Source organism: Bradyrhizobium sp. WBOS08 (assembly GCF_024585125.1).
Classification (GTDB): Bacteria; Pseudomonadota; Alphaproteobacteria; order Rhizobiales; family Xanthobacteraceae; genus Bradyrhizobium; species Bradyrhizobium japonicum_B.
Genome location: NZ_CP028988.1, coordinates 48,014 through 69,526 on the forward strand (window position 1 = coordinate 48,014; position 21,513 = coordinate 69,526).

Below are 21,513 nucleotides of genomic sequence, written 5' to 3' on the forward strand. Positions count from 1 at the left end.
TTGAGCGTTGAGGACGGTTTTGGATAACGGGGAGAGGAGAGTCAATCTGGACGGGCTTCTTCGCCTCTCCCCGCGTGCTGGAAGAGGCCGGATTTTACGCGCAGCGGAAAATCCGGGTGAGGGGGAGCTTCCGCAAACTCGGTGGCAGACGGACTCGCGGAGAGCCCCTCACCCGGAATTTCCCGCTGGCGAGGAGAGCAAAGAGACCTAGACCGCCGCTACGCTCCCGCCGCGTTCTTCGCGATCACGTTGCGGTAGAAGCTGGCGCTGAGTTTCGGCGTGCGCACCTGGGTCTCGAAATTGACGTGGTAAAGTCCGAAACGCTTGTTCAGCCCGTACACCCATTCGAAATTGTCCATCAGGCTCCAGAGAAAATAGCCGCGCACCGGCACGCCCTCGGCCGTGGCGCGCTGGAGCTGGGCGAGATAGTTGCGCAGATACATGATGCGATCGGTGTCGTAGATCTTGCCGTCGGGCGTCACGGCGTCGTCGCCGGAGGCGCCGTTCTCGCTGATATAGATCGCATCCGTCTTCCAGATCTTTGCCGCGAGCTTCGGCACCCAGTAGATCGTCTCGGGTCCGACGCGCAGCCAGTCCGAGTTCATATGCGGAAACGATTTCGGAATCGGCAGCGGCATGAAGCCGACGCCCTGATCGGACGCCACCACGTAGTTCTGCGGCGCGTAGATGTTGAGGCCGAGGAAATCGACCGGCGAGGAGATGATCTTCAGCTCCGCCTCGGTGTATTTGGGCGCGTTGGGCCCGGCGAATTTCAGGAAGGCGTCGGTATAGCGGCCCGTCATGATGACGTTGAGATAGCCGGCGTTCATCTCGCGCAGCGCGATCTCGGCCGCGCGAACGTTTTCCGGCGTGTCGATCGCGGGCGCGCAGGCATCGACGTTCTCGGCCGGCCCGACTCTGGTGCCGCGGCGGCCGTGGGCGCGCACCGCCTGCACCGCGAGCCCGTGGGCCAGCGCACTGTTGTGCCTGATCTGGTTGACGTCGGCTTGCGGCAGCGTCAAGCCCGGCGCGTCGATGCCGATGCCGTAGCCGAAATAGACGAAGCGGCCGCTCTCGTTCAGCGTGAAGACGTTCTTGACGCGATCGGTCAGATGCTTGGCGACATAGGCCGCGTAGTCGCCGAAGATCTTGCAGGTCTCCGTCGAGCGCCAGCCGCCGAAGCGATCCTCGAGCGATTGCGGCAGGTCCCAATGATAGAGCGTCAGCCAGGGCTCGATGCCGTTCTTCAGAAGCTCGTCAATGAGCCGATTGTAGAAATCGAGCCCCTTTGGATTGGGCTTGCCGTCGCCGTCCGGAAACAGCCGCGGCCAGGCCACCGAGAAGCGGTAGGCCTTGCAGCCGAGTTCCTTGATGAGGGCAATGTCCTGCTTGTAGCGGTGATAGTGCTCATTGGCGCGGTCGCCAGTGGTGCCGTCCTCGATCTTGCCGGGGATGCGCACGAACTTGTCCCAGATCGAGGCTCCTCGCCCGTCCTCGTTGACCGCGCCCTCGACCTGGTAGGACGAGGTCGCTGTTCCCCACACGAAGCCGGCCGGAAAGCCGGCGCGCGGCGCTGCCGGTCTCGCTTCGGCTGCATCGAGCGAACCGGTCAGGCCGGTCGCGGACAGCCCCGCCAGTTTCGCGAAACGGCGACGCGAGACCTTGTCCGACATTGATGCTTCTCCGCTTCCAATTCTGTTGCGGGCGCACAATGGCGAGTTCAGGGCGGTTTGAGAAGCAAGCTTTGGGAGAAACCGGATGGAGAACCGCGCGGCCTGAGGCCGACATGGGGCTGCCGGCTGCCCCGCGTGTTTGCCGGCTCAGCGCGGACGCTTGGGCAATTTTGGCAGCTTGGCGAGGTTGAACGCCGGGCGCGACTCGGCTCGCTGTTCACGTGCCGGCAGCGGCGGTTCGCTGAGAATGAGCGTTCCCTGGAGAATCATTCCCGGCACTTGCTGTGCCGTCGCGGTGTAAGTAGCGATCTTGCCGGGGCAGTTTCCCTCGATGTCCAAAACGAGTTCGTCCTCCACGCCAAACACCGTTGCACGACCGTCGGTGTGGCGCTTGGTCGAGACGGTGGCGGTGAAGCGATCTCCATCGACCTGACAGGAGCCGTGATAGGTCATCAGGCTGTCGCGGCCCCAGATCTGTCCGTCGGCGACATGGACGATCCCGGTCCCCTGATCGAGCGGCGTCTGGTACCACGCCGCATATGTCCCGTCCTTGAGCATGGGAGCAGTCTTCCCTGGCAGTCCCCCAGGATCATCCGCACGATCAGCGCTAAGAAAGTGTTAATCACGCGGCCCGTGCCATTCCGGCCTGTCCTTGCGCAGCTCGGCTTCGAGCTCCTCGACGATGCCGTGAAGCAGACACGCGGCCAGCGGATCGGTCACCTCCCGCTCCAAACGCCGGTAACGGGCGATCCGGCATTCCTGCTCTCTCAATTGGTGCTCTGTCATCACACGGGCCCTCCGGCGAATTGACGCGGAGAGCACCGGGCGGTTTCGTTAAAGTTTTCAGATCATTCTTGATGGTTTCTGATTGGTAAAGACGGCGCTGCGCGGGAGCGAGGCCAAGCCGTCGTAAAGGCGGCATCGTCTCTAGGTGGACAGGCGAAGCCAGACGTCCCTGCTCGCCAGCGTGCCGTTGGGCGTCGCGATCTCCATGTCCACGACGTGCAGGGAACCGGGCTCGTCTCCATAGATGTACTTGAGGTGCCACATCAGGCCCAGGTCTGGTGAAACGACAAAATCGTCCAATGCGTCCGTGATATCTCGAACGGCCTCGCGGTGCGTCAAGGGCGCGGAAAACATCGCATCGATCAAGTCGGCGAGGCTCATGCCCTCGACGAGCATCAGTCGCGCGATCTCGTCGCCGTAGACGTGCCGAAGCGCTGCAACGATCGCAGCGACGGCATCCGGATTCTTCAACGACACGGCAAAGCAGGCCTCCGAACCTATCATGACGGAGGCGGCATATTCTGCAAGCTCAGCGAGCATTCCGGCAAGAGCAATGGGCGCGGCGTCGGAAGGCGCCCAGCCTGGCCGGGCTCAGCGAGCTCAGGTCGGCGAGCGGCCCACCACTGGCAAGATTAGGCAGGGCTTCGCCATCGACGCCGCGGCGGCTGCTTCCGATTGCACGCCGGGCATGCTTCTGCTACTTTGAGGTACGTGCCTCATTTCACCTCGCCGGCCCCGCGTCGGCGAATGGCATTTGGGCACAAGCAGAGTTGGCCTTCATCAAGGGCCGACCGCCTTAGGGAGGATAATATGCAGCGTCTCTTGGTTGCAGGTGTCTCTATTGCCTTCGCGGTAGCAGCGGGTGTCGGCTCGGCCGGCGCAGCGGACAAGAAAGTCCTGGCCTTCGTCGTCAATGGCGCATCCGACTTCTGGAAGATCGCCGAGGCCGGCATGAAGAAGGCGCAGGGCGAGCTGCCCAACTACGACCTCCAGTTCAAATATCCGGAACAGGCTGCGGCCGCCGTGCAGCAGCGCGTGATGGACGACCTCGTCGCCGCCGGCGCCGCCGGCATCATGGTCAGCGCGGTCGATCCGAAGAACCAGACCGATCACCTCAACAAGGTTGCGTCCCAGACGGTGCTGTTCACCACCGACAGCGACGCGCCGCAATCCAAGCGCGTGGCCTATATCGGCTCCTCCAACACCGATCTCGGCAAGGAGGCAGGAAAGCTGATGATCAAGGCGCTGCCGAACGGCGGCAAATGCGTCGGCTTCGTCGGCCTGCCCGGCGCCGACAATGCACGCGAGCGCATCGAAGGCGTGAAGGAGACCATCAAAGGCTCGAAGGTCGAGCTCGTCGACGTCCGCGGGGACGAGATCGACCAGACCCGCGCCAAGCGTAACGTCGAGGACATCCTTGCTGCCATGCCCGATGTGAGCTGCCTCGTCGGCTTCTATTCCTACAATACGCCGCGCATCTATGAGGTGCTCAAGGAAGCCGGCAAGCTCAACAAGATCAAGATCATCGGCTTCGACGAGGATCCGATCACACTCGGCGGCGTCAAGGAAGGCAGCATCGTCGGCACAGTGGTCCAGCAGCCGTTCGAGTGGGGCTATCAGGGCATGAAGCTGATGGCGAACTACATCGGCGGCAACAAGTCTGGTGTTCCGGCCAACGGCATCATCATCGTGCCCGGCAAGGTCATCGAAAAGGCGAATGTCGACGACTTCATGGCCTCGATGAAGCAGATGCTGAAGAAATAGCAGATATCCCGCTGCCCGAGCCGCAGCCTGCCATGTCAGAGCCGTTTCTCGAGCTGATTGACATCAGCAAGAGCTATCCAGGCGTGGTCGCTCTCGACCGCGTCGGTTTGCAGGTGTCGCCCGGCGAGGTCATTGCGCTGATCGGCGAGAACGGCGCCGGCAAGTCGACGCTGATGCGCGTTCTCGGCGGGGTCGTTGAGCCGAGCGGCGGCGTCATCCGTGTCGACGGCGCCGCGCGAAGCTCGCTCACCGTGACGGATGCGATCAAGGCGGGCATCGCCTTCGTCCATCAGGAACTGAACCTGTTCGACAATCTGGATGTCGCCGCCAACGTCTTCATCGGCCGCGAGCCCGTGCGCGGCGGGCCCCTGCGGCTGATCGACCGCAAGCGCATGCACGCCGACGTCGCTCCGCTGCTCGACCGGCTGGGCTGCGATTTCGCCGCCGATGCGCCGCTCGCCGAATTGTCGCTGGCGCAGCGCCAGCTCGTCGAGATCATGAAGGCGCTCTCGCTCGATGCCCGTCTCGTCATCATGGACGAGCCGACCTCGAGCCTGACGCTCACGGAGACCGACCGCTTGATGCGGATCGTCGCCGGCCTGAAAGCCCACGGGGTCAGCGTCATCTTCATCACCCATCGCCTCAATGAGGTGATGCAGTGCGCCGACCGCGCGGTCGTGCTGCGTGACGGCCGCGTGGTCGGCACACTGACACGCGCAGAACTCTCGCCGGCGGCAATGATCCGCCTGATGATTGGCCGCGACCTGAAATCGCTTTACGTCCCCCCGGCCGCACCACCTGGCGACAGCGTGCTCCAGATCGCCGAAGCCGTCACCGACACCTACCCCGACCGCGCCGTGAGCCTGTCGGTCCGCAGCGGCGAGATCCTCGGACTTGCAGGCCTCGTCGGGTCCGGCCGCACCGAACTCGCGCGCGCCGTCTTCGGCATCGACCGATTGCGAGGCGGGGCGATCAGGCTCGATGGCGAGCCAATCCGCATCGCAAACCCGCGGGCCGCCATCGAGCAAGGCATCTATCTGGTCCCGGAGGACCGCAAGGGCGCGGGCCTGCTGCTCGACGTCTCGATCAGCGAGAACATCTCGCTGCCCGATCTGGCGTCCTATTCGCGCTTCTGGCTGGTGGATGCGGGGCGTGAGCACGAGAATGCCATGCGCCAGCGGGAGCGTCTCAATATCCGCGCTCCCGACGTCGAGACCGTCGTCGGCTCGCTGTCGGGAGGCAATCAGCAGAAAGTCGTGCTCGCCAAATGGCTGTCGATGCGGCCGAAGGTCCTGATCTTCGACGAGCCGACGCGTGGTGTTGACGTCGGAGCCAAGCAGGAAATCTACGACATGCTGCGTCGCCTGACCGACGCCGGCGTCGCGATCCTGATGATCTCCAGCGACATGGAGGAGGTGATCGGGATCAGCGACCGGATCGCGGTCATGCATGAAGGCGCAATCTCGGGCTTCCTTGATCGCAGTCAGTTCAGCGAGCACAATGTGCTGCAGCTTGCCGTCGGTCACGCAATTGGACCGGAGGGAACTTGAGCAAGAAAGACCTTAGCCTTCTGGTCCTGATCCTCCTGGTCGGGACTGTCGTCGCCCTCATCAATCCGAGATTCCTGTACGTTGGCAACCTCTCCAATACGGCCAACCAGGTCGGGCTGTTCGGCATCTTCTCCATCGCGCAAGCCTTCGTCATCATCATCGGCGGAATCGAGCTGTCGGTCGGTTCCGTGATCGCGCTGCTCGGCGTCCTGTTCATCGACCTCATCGTCAATCACGACGTCGACTGGTTGGCGGCAACCGCGATGATCGTTGCGGCCGGACTCCTGATCGGCCTGGTTCATGGCACGCTGGTGACCAAGATGCGGATCCAGGCCTTCGTGGTCACGCTGTGCGGCCTCCTGATCTATCGCGGCGCGGCACGCTATTATACCGAGGACTCGACGGCGGGGTTTGGCTTCGGTGCGAGCTTTCCGATGCTGGAATGGCTGGCCGCCGGCCGCACAAATGTCCTCGGCTTTCCGCTGCCGCACAGCGTGGTGGCGCTTGGCGTGGTGACCATCATCGCCTGGGTGGTGCTTCACCGCTCCGTGTTCGGCCGCTACCTCTATGCCGTCGGCAAGAACGAGGAGGCGGCACGCTACTCCGGCATCCGCTCCGACCGCGTGATCATCTCGGCCTATGTCATTTGCGGCGGGCTGACCGCATTTTCAGCCATCCTGATCGCGATGTACACCCGTTCGATCTCGCCGGCCGTGCACGGCTCGTTCTACGAGCTCTACGCCATCGCCGCAGCTGTGCTCGGCGGCTGCTCCTTGCGCGGCGGCGAAGGCTCGATCATCGGCGTCGTGCTCGGCACCGTGCTGCTCCAGATGCTACAAAATCTGGTCAACCTGCTGGGCATTCCGAGTTCGCTCAATTTCGCTGTGATGGGAACGGTGATCCTGGCCGGCGTGCTCGGCGATCAGTATCTGGTGCAGCGACGCAGCCGCGTCGGGGCGGCCAAAGGCCGAGGGCAGACGAGCGCCGCGGCCGCACCGATCGAGAAACTGAAGGCGGAGTGAAGGCGACGGTTTGCGCCGGTGTGTATCCGGCACGGACGGTCGATCACGGGACGACGACAGCACTTCCAAAGTATCTGGAGCGCGATGAGATGAGGAAGCATCGTCATCACGCTCCAGGCTATTGTTTCAGCATGAGCTTCTCGGAAAGCCGCTGCGCACTGCTCCGGATCAGGCCTTAGAACGTCACCCGCATCCCCGCATAGAACGCGCGCGGCCTGGCCGGGCTGAGCGAGCGCGGGTCGGTGAATTCGGCTCCCCCGTTGGCGAAGTTCGGCAGCGCTTCCCTGTCGAAGAACGTGCCGAGCGTGGAGTAGCGGTTGTCGAAGATGTTGTTGACGCGCCCATAGAGCTGGATGTTCCGGGTGATCTGGTAGGAGCTGTGGAGATTGAACACGGCGTAGGACGGGAGCTGTGGAAACTGGTTGGACTCGTCGCCGACGTAGTACTGGCTCGAAACAAAGAGCGCGTCGCCTCCGACTTTCCAGACGTCAGTCACCGCATATTCGACGCTGGCCTTGATGAGGTGCCGCGGCAAGCGCGGAATCTGGTTGCCCGGCAGGACCTGGATGTTGCCGTCGGCGTCCGCGAACGGGCTATCCGAGCCCAGCGTTAGCGCATCGAGGAAGCGCGCATCGAGGAATGCATAGCTCGCCTGGAACTGCAGCACGTTCGACTTCACGCTCACCTCGGCTTCGAGCCCCTGCCTGCGCGTGCGACCAATGTTCTGGAAGAAGCCGAATCCGGTCAAGCCGGGGATCGGCGTCGCAACGATGTCGTCGTAATTGGTGGCCCGGAAAGCGCCGATCTTCCATCCGAGCGAACCGATCTGCAGTTCCTTGGTGCCGCGGAAGCCCGCTTCAACGGTCTTGGACACGACTTGCCGCAGCGGAGGATCGGCGACCAGGAATTGTCCGATGATGCAGGGCCTCGCCGGATCGGCGCAACCCAGCTCGAGCGGCGTCGGCACCCTGTTGGCCTCGGAATAGCCGGCATAGGCCGTCACTTCGGGCGTGATCCTGAAGGTGCCTCCGACGATGGGATTGAAGCGGTAGAAGGCATGATCGCCGTTGAGCGCGGTGCCGAGCTGGTCCATCAGGGAAATCTGGGCGGCGTTGAACCGTCCGCCGCCAGTGACCGCAAAACGATCCGTCACGTCGAACGTGTCCAGTGCATAGAGGCCCTGATACTGGTTGACGGTACGAAGCGACACCGGACCGATCGACGTCGGCTCGCCCGACTGACCGAGGAATATGCCGCTTCCCGTGACGACGTAGTTCGTGCCGATCGTTCCCAGTTCGGTGCTGCCCGTGAAATGCGTCTTGCTGAGGTCGTAGCTTGCGCCGACCACGAAGCGGTTGCCGTGACCGAACAGCTGATCCGTGTTGGTCGCCTGCCCGGATATGCCGAACGACGTCGACTTGGTGGAGGTGCGATCGATCTGGCTGAGGATGGCATCGGGGCCGAAGGTATTGGCGAGCTGCACGCCATTCAGGCCGAACGCGGGGACGTCGTCGTCGTCGAAGCAAAGCAGCGTCGGGTCGGCGCAAGGCACGGTATCGGTCGGGTTACCGTCGACGGTACTTTGCTTGAAGTGCCGCAAACGCGCCGTGCCTTCGAAGGTCCAGGTCGGCGTTGCCTCCACCTTTCCGGTGAAGTTGAGATAGCCGACCTTGTTGGAGATGGTCTGCGGCGTCGTATAGGTGGCGCCCCAATATTGCTGGAGCAATTCGGCCGGAACGGTACTGGGGCCCGCCAAGGAGTTGTTGGCAACGCCGCCATTGAGATGGAATTCGCTGCCCTCGAAGCGATATCCGACATCGCCATAGAAGCGCCGCACGTCGGACGACGAAAAGTTGCGAAAGCCGTTGTCGTGAATGCCTTCGAGCGCGCCGTAGACGGACCAGTTCCGGTCGATCTGCTTGCCCCATTGCGCGGAGCCCTGAATGCGGCCGAACGAGCCGCCCATGACGTCGATCTCGGCGCCCTGATAGTTGAAGCCGTTCTTCATCTGCAGATCGATGGCACCGCCGAGCGCATTGAGCCCGTAAGCGGGATTGTTGGTCACCGCGACGGCCGATCGGATCGCAGCCGTCGGAATCAGGTCCCAATTGACGATGTCGGAGAAGGCCTCGTTGATGCGGACACCGTTCTGGTAGACGGCGAGACCTTGCGGCGTCCCGGCGAGCGGCGACGCGACGTAGCCGCGAAACTGGATATCGGGCTGGAAGGGATTCCCGGTCACCTCATTGATACTGACGCCGGGCACGTGCTGCTGCAGGGCATCGGCGATGTTCGGCGAATTGGTGCGCCTGATCTGGCCGGCGTCGACCGCGTTGATCGCCGAGGGGACCTTGTCGACGTCGAGACCTCTGCCGCTGCCCGGCGAGGTCGGATAGACGTAAAGGCGGGTCCTCGGCGCGGCGGACGACGGGGCCCCGATGCGCGCGACGGGCCGGGACGGAGCACTGCGCCGCACGGCCGGCGGCGGTGCCTCGACCTCGACCGGCGGCAAATTCTGGATGTTGGTTTGCTCATCCGGCGCGGCGCCCGCGTCGGTCGCCACGACCATTCCCGTACAGATTGAAATTACGACCAGACCCCGAACGCCCATCCGTATCCACCCACATTTTCCGGCAATCTTGTTCCCCGCCGTTCAAGCCAACGTACAGGCCAAAAGCTGCGGCACGCCAGCCGTAAAACGTCCGCCCTCTCAACGGCAGGAAATCCCGATCAAATCGGGAATTATTCCCGATCCGGTCGCCACGCGATCGTCGACCAGCCTCGACTCTCGGGAACTATTCCCGGTGCCGGCGAGATTTTATGCTCAACCCGACCGATGGTCTCTGTGCAATCCTTGGCGCGACATCGCGACCTCGTCGCGAGTCATTCATCCGTAGACTCAACACCCCGCCCTTCGTGGCGGGGTGCCTTTACGGGACGCAAAAGACAGGCGGAGGAAACGATGAGGCTGCGGGAACGCTTTTCCGTTCGAGATCTATTTGTCCGGCGCGTCCGCCGCCGCCTCGTCACGGGGTTCGCCGCGAGTCTTGGCGTCGCCGCGTCCATCGCCGCCGCAGGCGCGCAGGACACGACCAAGAGCTTGACGCCCGACAGCATCAAGGCCGCGATTGCCCAGGTCGACAGCGCCTACATCAAAGCCAATGCGGCGACATCCAACAATTGGCCGACGATCGGCCTGGACTACGCCGAGACCCGCTTTTCGAAGCTCAATCAGATCACGAGCGACAACGTCAAGAGCCTCGGTCTGGTCTGGACCTACAATCTCGAATCCTCGCGCGGAGTCGAGGCGACGCCGGTCGTCGTCGACGGCATCATGTACCAGACGGCCTCCTGGAGCGTCGTGCATGCAATCGACGCGCGCACCGGCAAGCGCATCTGGACGTTCGATCCGCAAGTCAACCGCGAACTCGGCTACAAGGGCTGCTGCGATGTCGTCAACCGCGGCGTCGCGCTCTACAAGGGCAAGGTGTTCGTGGCTGCGTATGACGGCCGCCTGATCGCGCTCGACGCGGCAACCGGCAAGAAGGTCTGGGAAAAGGACACGCTGATCGACCACGAGCATTCCTACACCATCACCGGCGCGCCGCGCGTCTTCAACGGCAAGGTCGTGATCGGACAAGGCGGCGCCGAATATGGCGCGCGCGGCTACGTCACCGCATACGATGCCGAGAGCGGAAACCAACTCTGGCGCTGGTTCACCGTGCCCGGCGATCCGTCGAAGCCGTTCGAGGACGAGTCGATGGAGAAGGCGGCCAAGACCTGGGATCCCGCCGGCCAATATTGGCTCAACGGCGGCGGCGGCACGCCATGGGACACCATCACCTTCGACCCCGAGCTCAACCTCGTCTACATCGGCACCGGCAACGGCTCGCCCTGGAACCGGAACGTGCGCAGCCCCGCCGGCGGCGACAATCTCTATCTCGCCTCGATCGTGGCACTGAACGCCGACACCGGCAAATACGCCTGGCACTATCAGGAGACTCCCGGCGATCACTGGGACTACACCTCGACCCAGCCGATGATCCTCGCCGACATCAGCATCGACGGCGCGCCGCGCAAGGTCATCCTGCACGCGCCCAAGAACGGCTTCTTCTTCGTGATCGACCGCACCAACGGCAAGTTCATCTCGGCGAAGAATTTCGTCGATGTGAACTGGGCCACCGGCTACGACGCCAACGGCCGCCCGATCGAGGTGCCGGCCGCGCGCGGCGATGCGGCCTACGACTCGATCCCCGGGCCCTACGGCGCCCACAACTGGCATCCGATGTCGTTCAACCCGCAAACCGGGCTGGTCTATCTGCCGGCCCAGAACGTGCCGCTCAACCTCATCCCGGAAAAGAAATTCAAGCAGAATGCCGCAACGCCGGGCAAGTTCGGCGGCGCCACCGGCTGGAACGTCGGCTTCGTCCTCAATGGAGAGCCGCCCAAGAGTCTTCCGTTCGGGCGCCTGATCGCGTGGGACCCGGTCAGGCAGAAGGAAGCCTGGCGCGTCGAATACCCCTCGCCATGGAACGGCGGCACGCTGACCACGGCCGGAAACCTGGTGTTCCAGGGCACGGCGGATGGTCGGTTCGTCGCCTATGACGCCAAGACCGGAAAGGCGCTGTGGGAGACACCGACCGGCACTGGCGTCGTCGCGGCGGCTTCGACCTACATGCTCGACGGCGTGCAGTATGTCTCGATTGCCGTCGGCTGGGGCGGTGTCTATGGCATGGCACAGCGGGCGACCGAGCGGCAAAGCCCTGGAACGGTGTACACGTTCGCGCTCAACGGCAAGGCGCCACTGCCGGAATTCGTGAAGTACCAGACCGAAGGCCTGATCCAGGGCGTGAAGTACGATCCGAAGGACGTGCCGGAAGGAACGGCGCTCTATGTCGCCGCCTGCGCCACCTGCCATGGCGTGCCCGGTGTCGACAAGGGCGGCAACGTCCGCAACCTCGGCTATGTGCCGGCGGAGGAGATCGCCAACCTCAAGACCATCGTGTTCAAGGGACCGTTCCGCGACAAGGGCATGCCGGACTTCACGGGCAAGCTGACGGAAGCCGACGTCGTGAAGATTCAGGCTTTCATCCAGGGCACGGCCGACGCGATACGGCCGAAGAAGTGACGCGGCGCCAAGGCTGCGGCGGCAGCGCCGCAGCCGGCGGAGATGGTTTCAAGCCTAACGTTGCATCGATCAGGCGCGATGCAGACCAGAGAGTTCCATTTGAGCCCGATACTCGTCGTCGATGATCATCCAATCATCGCAGAAGCGTGCCGCGTCGTGCTGGGCGACGTCGAGGACGTCGTCGCTGCGCGTGATGTGCCGAGCGGCTATCAGGCATTCCTGGAGCACCGGCCCGGAGTCGTCATCCTGGATCTAACCTTTCCCGGAGAAGCACTAGGCGGCGTCGACCTGCTGCATCGCATCTCCTCGGATGCACCGCTCGCGCGCGTGCTGGTTTTCAGCATGCATGCGGACGCAAGCATCGTCGCGTCCGCAATCAAGGCGGGAGCCATCGGATATCTGCTAAAGGACTCGGCACCGGACGAGCTGCCGAAGGCGGTGCGCCAGGTCAGGCTCGGTCATCGCTATGTCGACGAGCGGATCAATTTGCGCGGCGTGCCCCTGCCCGATCACGTCGAATTCGGCAAGGCCGCCACACTGACGCGCAGGGAAAGAGAGGCGCTCAGCCTGCTCGGCCAGGGAAACGCCTACTCTGCGATCGCCGAAGAGCTGGACATCACGCCGCGCGCCGTCGCGCGGCTCGTCAAGCAGGCGAGGATCAAGCTCGGGATCCGTCGCACCAGCGACCTGCTCCGCCGTGCGTACGAGCTCGCGGGCGGCGCAGACGGTTCGGATTGACCCGGCGCGGCGCGCGACATCAATTCGGATCAGGACGCGGCCGTCGGAACCAAGGCCTCCACCGTCACCCCTCCGTCACCGGACACGACATTGAGCGTGCCGCCCAGCGCCAGGATCCGCTCACGCATCCCGACGAGGCCGAAGCCGAGCTTCTGGCCGGGCTCCATGCCGCGGCCATTGTCGCTGACCCGCACCCGGGCGCAGGAGCGGCCATCGTGAGCCGTCTGCTCTGCCGGTTCGATGACGACATTGACCGAGGTCGCGCCGGCGTGGCGGAACACATTGGTGAGCGCCTCCTGCACGATGCGGTAGATGGTGAGATCGGCGGTCTCGCCGGTGGGCCCGAGCGCGGGTGAGATCACGGTCTCGACCGCGACATCCGGATGCGACTCCCGCCACAGCCGCGACAGCGATTCCAGCGCCTGGCGCAGGCCGAGCTCGGCGAGCCCGACCGGGCGGAGGCGCTCCAGCACGCGGCGATTGAACTGCTGCAGGGCGTTGATCTGCTCCAGCATGGCGCTGCCGTGTTTTCGCACGGCTTCCGCATTGGGAACCCGTCCGTCCGCCTGCTTCGCCAGCGCGCCGGCATGTGCGCGCAACGAGAACAGATAAGGCCCGAACTCGTCGTGGAGCTCGCGCGCGATCTCCTTGCGCTCGATGTCCTGAAGCGAAACCGCTCGCTCGGCGAGGCGCCGCTTGTCCTCGACCGCCTCATGAAGCGTTGCGGCAAGGTGGTTGAGCTTGGTGCAGATCACGGCGAGCTCCGGCGCACCGCCCGGCGTGACGCGGGCCTCGTAATGTCCGCCTTCGAGCTTCCCCATCGCTTCCGCCAGCGACTGCAGCGGCGCCAGCGCGCGGCCGACCACATTCGTCATCAACAGGAACAGCGCCAGCGCGATCGCCGAGCCGACCTCGAGCTGGGTCACGATGCCGTCCCAGATCTCCGCGATCTCGTCATCGGGATGCGAGGTGATCAGGAGCGAACCGGGCCGGCCATGGATCGACACCGGAACACTCACCGCGGTCTGGTCGGGATGAACCAGGCTGACGAACCAGGCTGGTGGCCCGTGCGCGTCGGCATCGGCATCGGCCCGCGGCGCCGTCAGCGGATGGCCAGCGGCATCCCGGAGCGTGATGCTGACATGGCGCAGACGGCTGAGATCGCGGGCGATCTGGTTCAGCCTGGCGTCCGGATCGGGGGCCTCGTTGAGGTCAGCCACGATCATTTCGATGAACTCGCGCGCGAGGCGGATCACGCTCTGGTCCTCGGCCTGCACGCGGGGACCTGCCTCCGCGACCTGGCGGCCGATATTGACGGCGAGCCCCAGCGCCAGCAGCAGCGCCAGCAAGAGGTTAATGCGCCCGCGCAAGGATAGATTTTGCCACATGGGTATCGCTCGTGCCTCGCGAAGCTCTGCCCGCCGCTGTCCGATGACGTTGACAGGGGCGGAGCGGCGGATATCTAATCGGAAGCGTACAGCAATCCCGGCCGGGTTGCATGAGGCGAGCTCGGACACATCGCTCACGCGCCTGTCCCAGGTCGGTATCATGCGGCGCAGAGCAGGCAAGTTCGTCGCAGGAAACGCTGTCACGGGGAACGCCTATGCGCATTCTGATCGTGGATGATCATCCCATCGTCGCCTCCGGCTGTCGCGCCGTGCTGGCCGACGAGGGCGAGATCGAGATTTTGGAGGCCGCCGACGCCGAAGACGGCGAGTGCGTCTTCATCGTCGAACGTCCCGACCTCTGCATCATCGACATCAATTTGCCGACCGTCTCCGGATTCGAGCTCGCGCGCCGCATTCTCGAACGCGCGCCCGAGGCCCGCATCATCATGTTCAGCATGAACGACGACCCGGCCTTCGCCGCGCGCGCAATCGAATGCGGCGCCAAGGGCTACGTCTCCAAGACCGGCGATCCCGACGACCTCGTCGAGGCGATCCGCGCCGTCGGCGGCGGCGGCACGTACCTGCCGAGCGCGATCGCGCGCAGCATCGCCTTCGCCGGGCCGACGCTGGCGCAAAGCCCATTGTCGAAGCTGAACGCGCGCGAGATGGAGATTCTGCGGCTGCTCAGCGCCGGAAAGAGCCTGTCGGAGATCGCCTGGCTGGTGCAATCGTCGTACAAGACGGTCGCCAACACCTCCTCCATCATGCGCCAGAAGCTCGGGGTGAAGACCTCGGTCGAGCTGGTGCGGCTGGCGATCGACAGCGGTGTCGCCTGACGCGGGCCGCCGCCACACTTTCGCTCACACAAGCGTTGCAATGTTGATGTGGTGAGATGCCACGGAGCTAGGGCATGACGATTCAGACTGTCTCGACCAACAAATCCTACGGCGGCGTGCAGGGCGTGTACCGCCATGCGAGCCAGGCGACCGGAACCGACATGGTGTTCTCGGTCTACGTTCCCCCGCATGCCGAAGGCGCGAAGCTGCCCGTGGTCTGGTACCTGTCCGGCCTCACCTGCACGCACGCCAACGTCACCGAGAAGGGCGAGTTCCGCAAGGCCTGTGCCGAGCTCGGCCTGATCTTCGTCGCGCCCGACACTTCACCGCGCGGGCCGGACGTTCCCGGCGATGCGAACAATGCGTATGATTTCGGGCTCGGGGCCGGCTTCTATGTCGACGCCACGCAGGAGCCGTTCGCACGCAATTATCGGATGTGGAGCTACGTGACGGACGAGCTGCCCAAGCTCGTGGCGGGAAATTTTCCCGTCGACGCCAAACGGCAATCCATCATGGGTCATTCGATGGGCGGTCACGGCGCGTTGACGGTGGCGCTGCGCAATCCGCACCGCTATCGCGCGGCGAGCGCGTTCGCGCCGATCGTGGCGCCCTCGCTCGTGCCCTGGGGCATCAAGGCGCTGACCGGCTATCTCGGACCGCACAAGGAGGCCTGGCGCGGCCACGACACGGTGGCGCTGATCGAGGACGGCGCCAAGTTTTCCGGCTTCCTGGTCGACGTCGGCGAGGCCGACAATTTCCTGAAGGAGCAGCTCAAGCCGGAGCTGCTCGAAGCCGCCTGCACCAAGGCAGGCATCCCGCTGACGCTGCGGCGTCAGGCGGGCTACGACCACAGCTATTATTTCATCTCGACCTTCATGGGCGATCACCTGCACTGGCATGCGGAGAAGCTGAAGGGGTGATCGCTTTCTTCTCCCCTCGTGATGAGAGTTATCTCTCCGCGAGCGCAGTATCGTAGAGCCTGTGAGCCATTTGGGCATTTGACATCAAAGTGGGGTGAGCGCCGGTCCCGTTGATGTCAGGACATCGGTATCGGATGTCGGGTATGGCTGTGCTGCCTATGCTTTTGCGAGCCGGTGTGCCGACTGCTCCGGCAATTCGCCAAAAAGTCCGTCGTCAGCCATCATTCTCTCCAGCAGATCAGTCTGCCCAGAGAATCACATTCGCCCGACGCGCGGTACAAAAGATTCACAGCCTCGTAGGGTGGCAAAGCGAAGCGTGCCCACGATTTCTCTCGATCATTGATGAATCGTGGGCACGGCGCGTTGCGCCTTTGCCCACCCTACGATTTTCACTTCGCCGAGAGAATATTCTACTCCTGCCGTCCGTAATTTGGCGCGAGCAAGCGGTTGCGGATCAGGTAGCTCATCGCGCGCGTCCAGGCTTCATCGGTATTGCCGCGCATGTCGACGCTCGCCGCGGTGATCATGGCGCCGGTCTTCACATCGCGCAGGTAGACGTTGAGGTTGATGATCAGGTTCGAGACCTTCTGCACCATGCCGGTGATCTCGAGCTCCGCTCCCAATTGCCCGGCGAGCTTGAGATCGCAGCCGCCGCAGGCCTGCAAGTTGGCGCGGCGGGCGGCGTCCCTGACCGGCGCGATGTCCAGCACCTGGAACCTGCCGGAATCGGTCAATTCCTTGCGGAGCTGCTCGCTGATGCGCAGGAGCCGCGCTTCTTCGGGCCTGGAGCCGTAGAACTCCCCGGGCAGGCTGGTGTCGATCAGCTCGAAATCGAACACAGCCAGCTTCGGCGGGTCGGCGCGCGCGACCGAAGGCGTCAACAGCAAAGCGGCGGCCATCATCGATGCTCGCATGATCGTGATGCCGGACGCCGCCAGCGCGCGGACGAAATGCGGGGTTGCATGCCCTGACAAATTGGTCATGCTTGAAGCAGAGACAATTCTCCACCTGGGGTCAAGCCGGGGAGATCGTCCGGAGGAAACATGATCCGATGGTTGGCCGGTCTGATCGGCATTGGCCTTGCTGCGACGAGCGCGCTCGCGGCGGAGCCTGTCCTGATCGGCGTCGGCTATCTCGGCCTCGCCGCTCCCCGATCGACGCTGTCGCTGCTCGAACAGCCCGCGGAGAATGACGGCCTCGCCGGCGCCCGCCTCGCGATCGATGACAACAACACCACCGGAAAATTCCTCGGCCAGCGGTTCGCGCTGGAAGAGCGCCGCGTCAAGGAAGGCGACGACCCGGTGCAGGCCGCGACCGCGCTGGCAGAGAAGAACGGCTTCATCATCGCCGACCTGCCGGCCGATGCGCTGTTGAAAGTCTCGGATGCCCTGCGCGAGCGCGGCACGCTGCTGTTCAATGCGGGGGCGATCGACGAGCGGCTGCGCGAGGCCGATTGCCGCGCCAACGTGATCCACACCGCGCCGACGCGCGCAATGCTGGCCGATGCGCTCGGGCAATATCTGGTCTGGAAGAAGTGGTCGCGCTGGCTGCTGGTGGTCGGCTCGCACGACGAGGACAAGCTGTTTGCCGACGCGCTGCGGCGCACCGCCGCACGCTTCGGCGCCAAGATCGTGCAGGAGAAGACCTTCGAAGACAAGGGCGGCGCGCGGCGCACCGACAGCGGCGTCACGCTGATCCAGCGTCAGATGCCGGTGTTCACGCAAGGCGCGCCGGCCTACGACGTGCTGGTCGCTGCCGACGAGAGCGAGGTGTTCGGCTCCTACCTGCCCTATCGCACCTGGGATCCGCGCCCCGTCGCCGGTTCGGCCGGCCTCGTGCCGCGCAGCTGGGACGCATCGCAGGACCAGTGGGGCGCGATCCAGATGCAGAACCGCTTCATGAAGCTGAATTCGCGGCGCATGACCGCGCGCGACATGCAGGCCTGGACCGCGGTGCGCATGATCGGGGAAGCCACCTCGCGCACCAATTCAGGTGACGTCAAGAAGGTCACGGACTTCATCAAGGCTCCGGATTTCTCCGTCGCGGCCTTCAAGGGCACGCGATTGACCCTGCGCGACTGGAATTTGCAGCTGCGCCAGCCGATCCTCCTGGTCGACGGCCGCATGGTGGTGTCGGTCTCGCCGCAGGAAGGGTTCCTGCACCAGGTCTCCGAACTCGACACGCTCGGCTATGATCGTCCGGAGAGCAAATGCAAATTGAAGTGAGCGATGTGAGATGAGATCGAGCTGCCACCGCGACGACGCTGCGCCCCCTCCCCCGATTGCGGGGGAGGGTTGGGGAGAGGGTGTCTCGGCTCGCCAGAGCCCCCAAGAGGAGAGAACCCTCACCCGCATCGCATCTTACGATGCGATGCGACCTCCCCCGCAAGCGGGGGAGGTGAAACCAATTCGCAGCGGAATGCCACGCATGTGGCGTGTTGGGCTTCTCGCCGGATTGGCGCTGGCGGCAGCGCCCGCGCAGGCCTTCGTTGCCTATGTCTCGAACGAGAAGAGCAACACGGTCTCGGTGATCGACACCGATAGCTGGACCGTGACCAAGACCATCAAGGTCGGTCAGCGCCCGCGCGGCATCGATTTTACGCGCGACGGCAAGTTCGTGATGGTCGCGGTCGGCGACGACGACACCATCCAGGTGATCGACGCCAAGACGCAAGTCGTGGTCGACAGCCTGCCCTCCGGCCCCGATCCTGAACTGTTCGCCCAGGATGCGGCCGGAAAAACCCTCTACGTCGCCAACGAGAACGACAACACGGTGACCGTGATCGATCTCGAGAAGCGTACCCGGCTCGGCGACATCCAGGTCGGCGTCGAGCCCGAGGGCATGACCATCAGCCCCGACGGCAAGACGCTGATCAACACCTCCGAAACCACCAACATGGCGCATTTCATCGACACGGCCACGCGCCAGATCGTCGCCAACGTGCTGGTCGATGCCCGGCCGCGCTATGCCGAATTCAAGCACGATTCGTCCGAAGTGTGGGTATCCTCGGAGATCGGCGGCACCGTCTCGATCATCGACCCCAGGAAGCACGAGGTGATCGGCAAGGTCACGTTCGAGATTCCGGGCCTGCGGAAAGAGGCGATCCAGCCGGTCGGCATCGGCATGACCAAGGACGACAAGACCGCCTTCGTCGCGCTCGGACCGGCCAACCGCATCGCCGTGGTCGACGTCGCCTCGCGCAAGGTGACGAAATACCTGCTGGTCGGGCAGCGGGTCTGGCACATGGCGTTCACGCCCGATGAAAAATATCTGCTGACCACCAACGGCGTCTCGAACGACGTGTCGGTCATCGACGTCGCCGCGCAAAAGGTGATCAAGACCATTCAGGTGGGCGAGCTGCCCTGGGGCGTCGCGATCGCGCCATGACCAGCCCTGCGCCGAGTCCCGAACCACAGGAGGCGCCGAGGCTGGAGACGGCGGCGGTGCCGGCGCTGTCGATCGACGGCGTCAGCCATGCCTATGGGGCGCGCCGGGCGCTGATCGACGTCTCTTTCGATGTGCAGCCGGCAAGCTTTACGGCCCTGCTCGGCCTCAACGGCGCCGGCAAGAGCACGCTGTTCTCGCTCATCACGCGCCTGTTCGGCATCCAGTCCGGCCGTGTCGTCATCTTCGGTCACGACATCAGCAAGAGTCCCGGCGAGGCGCTCCGGCTGCTGGGGGTGGTGTTCCAGCCGCGCACGCTCGACCTCGACCTGTCGCTGACGCAGAACCTGCTCTATCACGCCGCACTCCACGGCATCGGCCGGAGCGAGGCCGCAGCCCGCAGCGCCGAGCTGCTTGGCCGCATCGGGCTGGAAGAGCGCGCCGGCAGCAAGGTGCGCGATCTCTCGGGTGGACAGATGCGGCGGCTGGAGATCGCGCGTGCGTTGCTGCACCGGCCGCGGCTCTTGTTGCTCGACGAGCCGACGGTCGGCCTCGATGTCAAGGCGCGCGCCGACATCATCGGCCAGGTCCGCCAGCTCGTGACGGAGCAAGGCATCGGCGTACTCTGGGCCACGCACCTGTTCGACGAGATCATGCCCAGCGACGACCTCGTGGTGCTGCACCAGGGCAACGTGCTGGCGCGGGGGCCTATGAGCCGCGTCGTCACGGAGGCCGGCGCGCAGGACGTCAACACCGCCTTCATGCGCCTAACCGGTGCGCAAGCGATGCCGGGAGGCGGCGCATGAGCAGCATCACGGCGCGCGAGGCCTCGCGTGGCTTCTCATTCGCCGAGTACATGACCTGTCTCGCCGGCATCGTCTGGCGCGAGGGCCTGCGCTTCCTGCATCAGCGCGAGCGCTTCGTCTCGGCGCTGGTGCGGCCGCTGGTCTGGCTGTTCATCTTCGCCGCCGGCTTTCGCCAGGTGCTCGGTATCTCCATCATCCCGCCCTACGAGACCTACATCCTCTACGAGGTCTATATCGCGCCCGGACTGATGGCGATGATCCAGCTCTTCAACGGCATGCAGTCCTCGCTGTCCATGGTCTACGACCGCGAGATGGGCAACATGCGCACGCTGCTGGTGAGCCCGCTGCCGCGCGGGTTCCTGCTGTTCTGCAAGCTGCTGGCGGGGACCGCGGTGTCGCTGGTCCAGGTCTATGCGTTCCTTCTGATCGCCTGGTTCTGGGACATCACCCCGCCGTCGTCGGGCTATCTCACCGTGCTGCCGGCGCTGATCCTGTCCGGGCTGATGCTGGGCTCGCTCGGCATGCTGATCTCCTCCGGGATCAAGCAGCTGGAGAACTTTGCCGGGGTCATGAACTTCGTCATCTTTCCGATGTTCTTCGCCTCCTCCGCGCTCTATCCGCTCTGGCGGGTTCAGGAGGGTAGTCCCTATCTGTACTATCTCTGCGAGGCCAATCCGTTCACCCATGCGGTCGAGCTGATACGTTTTGCACTCTACGGGCAGATCAACTGGATCGCGCTGGCGGTGGTCACAGCTTGCACAATCGTCTTCATGATCGGTGCAATTCTAGCCTATGATCCCTCGCGTGGGCTGGCGCGACGGGGGCCCGCAGGAGGCGAAGGATGAAGGTTCTGGCGATGGCTGTTGTGGCGCTCGCGCTGTCGGGCACGGTCGCCCGCGCGGCCGATCCGCGCTACCCCAACTGGCCGTGCACGCAGGCCAAGGTGCCGGAGATCTCGCTCGCCGCCGTCTGGGCGGGGCCCGCGCTCGACGACGCCGAGACCAGGTGGAAGAACGACGCGAAAATCACCGCACTGGTCGCAAAGCTGTCGGCGCGCAAGACCCCGATGGACGAGGCCGCGAAGCTGGTGAAGGACTTCCTGGCTGCCTCTTCCGCCGACAAGACGACCAACGCAAAGCTGCTTTTCGCCGGCCTGTTCGATACCCTCAACGCCCAGCGCTCGCAGGTCATGAACGGGCTCGAACGCGTCAGCCGCAAGCAGCGCGAGGCCGCCGACAAGATCCGCGAGGAGGCAATCCAGCTCCAGGCGCTTCAGGGTGCCACGCCGCGGGACGAGGCCAAGGTCGAGGCGCTCAGCAACGAGCTGATCTGGAAGACCCGAATTTTCGAGGACCGCAACAAGGTCGTGCGGTTCGTCTGCGAAGTTCCAACCACGATCGACCAGCGTTTGTTCGCGCTCGGCCGCGTGATTCAGCAGGAGATGGAATAGCGTCAGCTTCCCTGACGGCAGTCGTAAGTTCCCGCGATAGCGTCAGATCGTTAACCCTCGCCGCGGCT

Annotated in this window: 18 protein-coding genes; 12 read left to right on the forward strand and 6 right to left on the reverse strand. The window is 64.3% G+C overall.

The annotated features are described in order from the left end of the window. Positions 1–218: 218 nt before the first annotated feature. The 3 genes from DCM80_RS00255 to DCM80_RS00265 form a co-directional block, all read right to left on the reverse strand. Entirely contained in the window at positions 219–1,673 is a 1,455-nt protein-coding gene (locus tag DCM80_RS00255) for a GH1 family beta-glucosidase (RefSeq protein WP_257195194.1), read from the reverse strand. Positions 1,674–1,820: 147 nt separating this feature from the next. Beyond that, positions 1,821–2,231 carry a hypothetical protein gene (locus tag DCM80_RS00260; RefSeq protein WP_028137766.1) on the reverse strand — a complete coding sequence of 137 codons (411 nt, stop codon included), beginning with the start codon at positions 2,229–2,231 and terminating at the stop codon, positions 1,821–1,823. Between the two features lie 369 nt (positions 2,232–2,600). After that, positions 2,601–2,936 (reverse strand): hypothetical protein, encoded by a 336-nt coding sequence (locus tag DCM80_RS00265; RefSeq protein WP_257195196.1) that lies wholly within the window; start codon positions 2,934–2,936, stop codon positions 2,601–2,603. Positions 2,937–3,269: 333 nt separating this feature from the next. Between DCM80_RS00265 and DCM80_RS00270 the strand changes: the two genes are divergently transcribed. From DCM80_RS00270 to DCM80_RS00280, 3 genes are read left to right on the forward strand one after another with little or no spacing between them, the layout of a single operon-like run. Then, positions 3,270–4,223, forward strand: coding sequence for a sugar-binding protein (locus tag DCM80_RS00270; RefSeq protein WP_257175784.1), 954 nt, complete (start codon positions 3,270–3,272; stop codon positions 4,221–4,223). Between the two features lie 32 nt (positions 4,224–4,255). Next, positions 4,256–5,773, forward strand: a complete 1,518-nt coding sequence (locus DCM80_RS00275) for a sugar ABC transporter ATP-binding protein (protein WP_257195197.1) — start codon at positions 4,256–4,258, stop codon at positions 5,771–5,773. Continuing rightward, positions 5,770–6,795, forward strand: a complete 1,026-nt coding sequence (locus tag DCM80_RS00280) for an ABC transporter permease (protein WP_257195198.1) — start codon at positions 5,770–5,772, stop codon at positions 6,793–6,795. Before DCM80_RS00275 ends, DCM80_RS00280 begins: the two co-directional genes overlap by 4 nt. Positions 6,796–6,970: 175 nt before the next feature. Here the strand turns inward: DCM80_RS00280 and DCM80_RS00285 are convergent, their stop codons facing one another. Then, positions 6,971–9,364 carry a TonB-dependent receptor gene (locus DCM80_RS00285; RefSeq protein ID WP_257195199.1) on the reverse strand — a complete coding sequence of 798 codons (2,394 nt, stop codon included), beginning with the start codon at positions 9,362–9,364 and terminating at the stop codon, positions 6,971–6,973. Positions 9,365–9,757: 393 nt separating this feature from the next. Here DCM80_RS00285 and DCM80_RS00290 point away from each other — a divergent pair, with 393 nt between their 5' ends. Together DCM80_RS00290 and DCM80_RS00295 are read left to right on the forward strand one after the other, a co-directional pair. Next, the gene (locus DCM80_RS00290) at positions 9,758–11,923 is read left to right on the forward strand and encodes a PQQ-dependent dehydrogenase, methanol/ethanol family (protein ID WP_257195200.1); all 2,166 of its coding nucleotides are present in this window, start codon (positions 9,758–9,760) and stop codon (positions 11,921–11,923) included. 78 nt (positions 11,924–12,001) lie between these two features. After that, a complete protein-coding gene (locus tag DCM80_RS00295; RefSeq protein WP_257195201.1) occupies positions 12,002–12,661 on the forward strand; it encodes a response regulator transcription factor in 660 nt (219 codons plus the stop codon). 29 nt (positions 12,662–12,690) lie between these two features. Here the strand turns inward: DCM80_RS00295 and DCM80_RS00300 are convergent, their stop codons facing one another. Then, positions 12,691–14,049, reverse strand: coding sequence for a histidine kinase (locus tag DCM80_RS00300; protein WP_257195202.1), 1,359 nt, complete (start codon positions 14,047–14,049; stop codon positions 12,691–12,693). Between the two features lie 215 nt (positions 14,050–14,264). On the opposite strand from DCM80_RS00300, the gene DCM80_RS00305 reads away from it, so the two are divergent. Next, entirely contained in the window at positions 14,265–14,885 is a 621-nt protein-coding gene (locus DCM80_RS00305) for a response regulator transcription factor (RefSeq protein WP_018320706.1), read from the forward strand. Positions 14,886–14,959: 74 nt separating this feature from the next. Beyond that, positions 14,960–15,805 (forward strand): S-formylglutathione hydrolase, encoded by an 846-nt coding sequence (gene fghA, locus DCM80_RS00310; RefSeq protein WP_257195203.1) that lies wholly within the window; start codon positions 14,960–14,962, stop codon positions 15,803–15,805. A gap of 410 nt (positions 15,806–16,215) precedes the next feature. On the opposite strand, the gene DCM80_RS00315 is transcribed toward fghA, so the two are convergent. After that, on the reverse strand, positions 16,216–16,788 hold the full coding sequence (locus DCM80_RS00315; RefSeq protein ID WP_257195204.1) for a DUF3280 domain-containing protein: 573 nt from the start codon (positions 16,786–16,788) through the stop codon (positions 16,216–16,218). Positions 16,789–16,848: 60 nt separating this feature from the next. On the opposite strand from DCM80_RS00315, the gene DCM80_RS00320 reads away from it, so the two are divergent. The 5 genes from DCM80_RS00320 to DCM80_RS00340 all read left to right on the forward strand — a co-directional run bounded on the left by DCM80_RS00320 (position 16,849) and on the right by DCM80_RS00340 (position 21,445). Continuing rightward, positions 16,849–18,030 carry an ABC transporter substrate-binding protein gene (locus DCM80_RS00320; RefSeq protein ID WP_257195205.1) on the forward strand — a complete coding sequence of 394 codons (1,182 nt, stop codon included), beginning with the start codon at positions 16,849–16,851 and terminating at the stop codon, positions 18,028–18,030. 193 nt (positions 18,031–18,223) lie between these two features. After that, the gene (locus DCM80_RS00325) at positions 18,224–19,192 is read left to right on the forward strand and encodes a YVTN family beta-propeller repeat protein (protein ID WP_028137777.1); all 969 of its coding nucleotides are present in this window, start codon (positions 18,224–18,226) and stop codon (positions 19,190–19,192) included. Next, positions 19,189–19,995 carry an ABC transporter ATP-binding protein gene (locus DCM80_RS00330; RefSeq protein WP_257195206.1) on the forward strand — a complete coding sequence of 269 codons (807 nt, stop codon included), beginning with the start codon at positions 19,189–19,191 and terminating at the stop codon, positions 19,993–19,995. Before DCM80_RS00325 ends, DCM80_RS00330 begins: the two co-directional genes overlap by 4 nt. Beyond that, a complete protein-coding gene (locus tag DCM80_RS00335) occupies positions 19,992–20,840 on the forward strand; it encodes an ABC transporter permease (RefSeq protein WP_257195207.1) in 849 nt (282 codons plus the stop codon). The genes DCM80_RS00330 and DCM80_RS00335 overlap by 4 nt, the downstream gene beginning before the upstream one ends. Beyond that, positions 20,837–21,445, forward strand: a complete 609-nt coding sequence (locus DCM80_RS00340) for a hypothetical protein (protein WP_257195209.1) — start codon at positions 20,837–20,839, stop codon at positions 21,443–21,445. The genes DCM80_RS00335 and DCM80_RS00340 overlap by 4 nt, the downstream gene beginning before the upstream one ends. Positions 21,446–21,513: the final 68 nt, after the last annotated feature.

Excerpts from the sequence above, each read along its gene's own strand:
- DCM80_RS00255 (WP_257195194.1), bottom strand. The coding sequence starts at position 1,673 with ATGTCGGACAAGGTCTCGCGTCGCCGTTTCGCGAAACTGGCGGGGCTG.
- DCM80_RS00260 (WP_028137766.1), bottom strand. The coding sequence starts at position 2,231 with ATGCTCAAGGACGGGACATATGCGGCGTGGTACCAGACGCCGCTCGAT.
- DCM80_RS00270 (WP_257175784.1), top strand. The coding sequence starts at position 3,270 with ATGCAGCGTCTCTTGGTTGCAGGTGTCTCTATTGCCTTCGCGGTAGCA.
- DCM80_RS00275 (WP_257195197.1), top strand. The coding sequence starts at position 4,256 with ATGTCAGAGCCGTTTCTCGAGCTGATTGACATCAGCAAGAGCTATCCA.
- DCM80_RS00285 (WP_257195199.1), bottom strand. The coding sequence starts at position 9,364 with ATGGTCGTGGCGACCGACGCGGGCGCCGCGCCGGATGAGCAAACCAAC.
- DCM80_RS00290 (WP_257195200.1), top strand. The coding sequence starts at position 9,758 with ATGAGGCTGCGGGAACGCTTTTCCGTTCGAGATCTATTTGTCCGGCGC.
- DCM80_RS00295 (WP_257195201.1), top strand. The coding sequence starts at position 12,002 with ATGCAGACCAGAGAGTTCCATTTGAGCCCGATACTCGTCGTCGATGAT.
- DCM80_RS00300 (WP_257195202.1), bottom strand. The coding sequence starts at position 14,049 with ATGTGGCAAAATCTATCCTTGCGCGGGCGCATTAACCTCTTGCTGGCG.
- DCM80_RS00305 (WP_018320706.1), top strand. The coding sequence starts at position 14,265 with ATGCGCATTCTGATCGTGGATGATCATCCCATCGTCGCCTCCGGCTGT.
- fghA (WP_257195203.1), top strand. The coding sequence starts at position 14,960 with ATGACGATTCAGACTGTCTCGACCAACAAATCCTACGGCGGCGTGCAG.
- DCM80_RS00315 (WP_257195204.1), bottom strand. The coding sequence starts at position 16,788 with ATGACCAATTTGTCAGGGCATGCAACCCCGCATTTCGTCCGCGCGCTG.
- DCM80_RS00320 (WP_257195205.1), top strand. The coding sequence starts at position 16,849 with ATGATCCGATGGTTGGCCGGTCTGATCGGCATTGGCCTTGCTGCGACG.
- DCM80_RS00325 (WP_028137777.1), top strand. The coding sequence starts at position 18,224 with ATGCCACGCATGTGGCGTGTTGGGCTTCTCGCCGGATTGGCGCTGGCG.
- DCM80_RS00330 (WP_257195206.1), top strand. The coding sequence starts at position 19,189 with ATGACCAGCCCTGCGCCGAGTCCCGAACCACAGGAGGCGCCGAGGCTG.
- DCM80_RS00335 (WP_257195207.1), top strand. The coding sequence starts at position 19,992 with ATGAGCAGCATCACGGCGCGCGAGGCCTCGCGTGGCTTCTCATTCGCC.
- DCM80_RS00340 (WP_257195209.1), top strand. The coding sequence starts at position 20,837 with ATGAAGGTTCTGGCGATGGCTGTTGTGGCGCTCGCGCTGTCGGGCACG.